This is a genomic window from Inquilinus sp. YAF38 (assembly GCF_052113205.1).
Classification (GTDB): Bacteria; Pseudomonadota; Alphaproteobacteria; order DSM-16000; family Inquilinaceae; genus Inquilinus.
In genome coordinates, this window is the sequence record NZ_JBFRCU010000176.1 from 1 (window position 1) to 4,284 (window position 4,284).

The 4,284-nt window shown below is 63.4% G+C and carries 3 protein-coding genes and 1 pseudogene; all 4 read left to right on the forward strand.

Annotated features, from left to right (window positions below):
• Positions 1-411: 411 nt before the first annotated feature.
• The 4 genes and pseudogenes from AB4Z01_RS35850 to AB4Z01_RS35865 all read left to right on the forward strand — a co-directional run bounded on the left by AB4Z01_RS35850 (position 412) and on the right by AB4Z01_RS35865 (position 3,863).
• Positions 412-807 (forward strand): hypothetical protein, encoded by a 396-nt coding sequence (locus tag AB4Z01_RS35850; protein ID WP_441701587.1) that lies wholly within the window; start codon positions 412-414, stop codon positions 805-807.
• A gap of 1,195 nt (positions 808-2,002) precedes the next feature.
• On the forward strand, positions 2,003-2,845 hold the full coding sequence (locus tag AB4Z01_RS35855; protein ID WP_441701588.1) for a LuxR C-terminal-related transcriptional regulator: 843 nt from the start codon (positions 2,003-2,005) through the stop codon (positions 2,843-2,845).
• A gap of 101 nt (positions 2,846-2,946) precedes the next feature.
• A pseudogene (locus AB4Z01_RS35860) lies at positions 2,947-3,275 on the forward strand (transposase); the annotation flags it as partial.
• A 306-nt stretch (positions 3,276-3,581) separates the two neighbouring features.
• Complete coding sequence (locus tag AB4Z01_RS35865) at positions 3,582-3,863, forward strand: hypothetical protein (RefSeq protein WP_441701589.1); 282 nt, start codon at positions 3,582-3,584, stop codon at positions 3,861-3,863.
• Positions 3,864-4,284: the final 421 nt, after the last annotated feature.

Below are 4,284 nucleotides of genomic sequence, written 5' to 3' on the forward strand. Positions count from 1 at the left end.
GACATCGACGGCGACGGCACCTCGGACTTCCACATTCGTCTCCTTCCACATTCGTCTCGACGGCGCAATCACGCTGCAGGCCTCGGACTTCATGCTGTAACCGATTCCGGCTCGGGCGTCTCGTGCGCCCGAGCCGTTATCCTCGTCGTGCCATCGAGATCTGGATTCGCAAGGCTGCGCTGGTCTTGCCGCGGCCGCAATACAAGGTCAGCTGTAACTTGTGTTCAATTCCCACCGTGTGATTCGTAGCGATTTTCACTTGGTTATTTTAATATGCGCCCGCGTGTATGAAACAGTTTGGCATATGACTGCGTCGCGGATAGCCGGTCGCGGTCGTTATTCCGACATAGGTGGACTGCACCCCTGGACTGAGACAGAAGAATTAGGGTGACATGGGCGATCGGAGGCTGAATGCCCGACAAGCCCACGACTCCCACACGCAGTTTCCCGGCCGCGCTGAAGCAGGCGGCGATGGTTCGGCTTGAAGCCGGCGAAGCGCCGGCGGCAATCGCCCGCGATCTCGGCATTGGCCGCAAGGTGCTCTATGGCGAGCGCGCTCTGGCGGGCGGAAGGGGCGACGGCATTCTGAAAGGCAAGGCGTGCCGGCAACAGGCTGTTGCCGGTAAGGGGCGGATCGCGGGCCTGTCAGGTCGAAACCCAATGCAGCGAGACCATCCGGAGCCTCGATCCCAGCGGGACCGTTCCGTTCAAGGCGAGCCCGTGGCTCGCAATCCTCGCGGACGACCCCAAGACCATCGCGGCCGATTGAGCGGCCAATCCCTCAGCTGCGAGTTCGAGACAGGCTGAAAGCGTCTCGAACGCATGGTCGGCCGACATACCCTTTGCCATCGCATCCGCAGTCGCTTCCGCGATCAGTCCGCCCAGTTGGGCCTGCTCGAGAGACGCCGTTGCGGCGGTGCCTTGGTCTTCATTTCCGCTCGTCACCATGTTAGTCCTCTCTGTCGGGCGACCGGTTGCAAGTCGACCGCTCGGCATGAAATAACGGTGTGCTTGAGCAAACTCCGAATGAGCAATTCCGCTCCGACGCCAAGGAACAGCGACCTGCGTCGGATAGAAACGGAGATAGAATATCCATGTATTATCGACTACCACTTGATCGTATAACTTTTCATCCTCTTGCGCCTCAGGTAGAAAAGCCTAGTCACGAGACCCTTCATATTCCGAAAGCGGGTTGAAGGCGCCGCGACGTACACTGCACCACCAGCGCTGAGAGATCCACCTGAGCGTCGGCTGCTGAACTCGCGGCAGTAGGTCCAGGAACGGAGGACCAGCCGCGCATCAGTGGAAGTCAACGCCAGCACCGACACGTCGATCGACGACGTCTGCAACCGGCGAAGGCTCTCCGCTACAAACCCCCAACCAATTCGAAGCCGACCTCGCAAGCCCTCGACCCGGCCAAGCCCAACCGCTCGCCGTCCACTGTCCCGGTCCGGGGGTGCAGTCCAAAAAGGGCACGCACCGGACGTCTCTCCCTCTGCTCCGTGTCAGGATCGTCGTCGGTTTCCGCCAGGCGCTGTATTGATTCCCCGGGGAAATGGTTTCGATCGGGCCGCGGCAAGCCGGCCCGGCTCGAGGAACCGGACGAGCGGCGGCAGGGCGCGTCGGAGCGATCACCGGGCAGTGTCCGGCTCCCACGGCTCCAAGTGCCTGCGTGGACGAGCAAGATTCCCAGCCCGGCAACAACCCTCCAGGGCGGCCTACTCCTGACGGAGTAGAAGCTATTAACTAAATTACACATAAAAATTTATATAGTTTATTTGACTCTCCCTGACCGCCCGGGTGTTATGTGCCTCTCCACCATGCGGCCATGATCATCCAGGATAGGGGGACGGTCTGGCATCGTCAGAATTTATGCCGATTTGACGAGCATGCGCAGCAGCACCCCATATTTCGCAGTCTCTGAAATACCTCGATCTACTTCGTTCGGCCTGTCGATCCCGGCTAGGCACACATGTTGCGTCGATTGTTCCAGGAGAGATTCGTGATAGCCTATAGAGCAGTAAGGCCGGCCGCGATCAGCACTGTCGATCACGAAGAGGACCCGGTGTCTTCTCAGCCGATTCTTCGGCCTGATGTCCACACTGCGCACAGGATCGCTGACGCCACGCCACCATTGCTGCCGTCCAAAGGCGATGCGCCGCTGGTCTCGATCATTGATCCTCGCACCCTCAGCCGGGACAGCTTGGCGCGGGCGCTTGAGGCGACGGAGAGCCGGTTCCGCAGCCACACATTTGCCTGCCTCGGCGATTGGCTGCAGAACGAGCAGATCCGCGAGGAAACGGTGGCAGTGCTGCTGGGTATCGGCGTGACGGATGCGGACGATCCGGGCCTGGTGGAAGTTCTCCAACTCCTGGCGCGGGAGTTCGGCCACATCCCGACGATCGTGATGGGGGATGTCGAGAGCTCGTCTCATGTGCTCGGGATCCTGGGACACGGCGCCCGGGGATACATTCCGACCAGCGTCAGCCTGTCCGTCGCCGTCGAGGCGATCTCGCTTGCCCGGGCCGGCGGCCTGTTCGTGCCGGCCAGCAGCCTGATGCAATCCCAGCGGACGCCATCTGAGCGATCCCACGCATCCTCCTCCGTGGTCCAACTGCTCACCGAGCGGCAGGCGGCCGTCGCCGAGGCGATTTCCATGGGCAAGGCCAACAAGATCATCGCCTTCGAGCTGAACCTCTGCGAGAGCACGGTGAAAGTCCACGTCCGCAGCATCATGAGGAAGCTTCAGGCCCGGAATCGCACGGAGGTTGCCTTCAAGCTCCACACTATGTCGCCGCGCCGGGCCGGGCCCAGCACGGCTTGGCCGTTGGCCATGACGGCTTGAGCGACAGAAGCGGAGTTTGTCCCGGCAATAGATCACGCACTGTCCAACCAGCCCGAATCTCGGGCGCGACACGAGGGCTCGAGGCGCAGGGCGCGGCGCAGATCCTGGCCCATGCCGGGCGACAAGGCCGTGGCGTCGTCTCGGCCTTCATCGCCACCGCCTTCGCCCAAGAAGACGCCGACGCGGCCAAGGCGCAGTGGCGCCAGGTGGCCGACCAGCTCAGGCCAAGGTCGCCAAGCTTGCCGCCCTCATGGACCAGGTCGAGCCCGACGTTCTCGCCTGTATGAGCTTCCCGGCGGCTCACCGGCCCAGACTGCATTCCACCCATCCGATCGAGCGCCTGAACGGCGAGATCAAGCGCCGCACCGAGGTCCCTCGGGTCGGGCTTCGCCCGCCCGAGGGCAGGCTTGGCATCTTCCCGAACGAGGCCCGCTGGAGAGCCCGAGACCAGCGCGGCTCCTGCACCACCTCTTGGGGGACGATCCCGCTGGCCATACCCAGGCTGATGCGGAGCCCCATTTCTTGGTACTCACGAGTTTGACCGGGAGATGCGACCATGCGGGACGTGGAGAGGAGGCCGACAATCTCGGTGTCCAGCGCAGCACATACCGGAGGAGGTTCGACGGCATTCCGCCCCGAGTGCGATTTGCGGCCGATCTAGGGAGCGGCAATCCCGCCGGCGTTGCTCGCATCAAGGATGGCAGGCCAATGCGAGCCAACATCCGTGGAGATGGCCATGACCGATACCCCAATCCTGCCGCCAATCACGTTCCAACAGGGACGATACTGGTTCCGCTTCAAGACGGTGACCGAGGCGGTCGGCGGAACGGGCAGGATGCTCCAGGTGATCGATGACGAAAGCCCTGAGGGTGAGCGTCTGCTGAGCTGCCGCCTCGTTCTGCTGAAATACGGCGATGCTCCCGCGCCGAAGCTTCCGGACTGCGAACGGGCACAACTGGTCGAGGCGCTGCAGCCCTTCGGGACGGTCCATATGAAGCGGATGGACAAAGTGGGGTAGAACCTCGAGTTCCGCCGCCAAGGCATGCCCACCGTGACCGTCATGGCGTTCCTCCGTCACGCCCGCCCGCGATTTCCAGAGCCTCGCCGACGCAGCCGGCGCTGCCCGTCACACCCACTTCATCGAAGTATCCTACCCGCCCCGTCGCCTCCCTCGCGCCGGCGAAGCCCGGGGACGCGCCGGCCCGTCGCCGCAGCACGCCGCAGCGTCGGCGCCCGGCCTGGCCGCACGGATCCGGCACCTGTTCGACCTCTGACCATGCCGCTCCCGTCCGCGTCGGCCCTGGCTCGTTGTATGTTGCGTTCCGGGGGTCGATGCGCTGAGCTGGCCCGGCGTCCTGACGGCGGAAGGAGGGTGAGGACATGCCCAAGCTCTCATGCCTGGCTGGGGGCGTCGCTGCGATGCTCACGGTGTCGGCAGC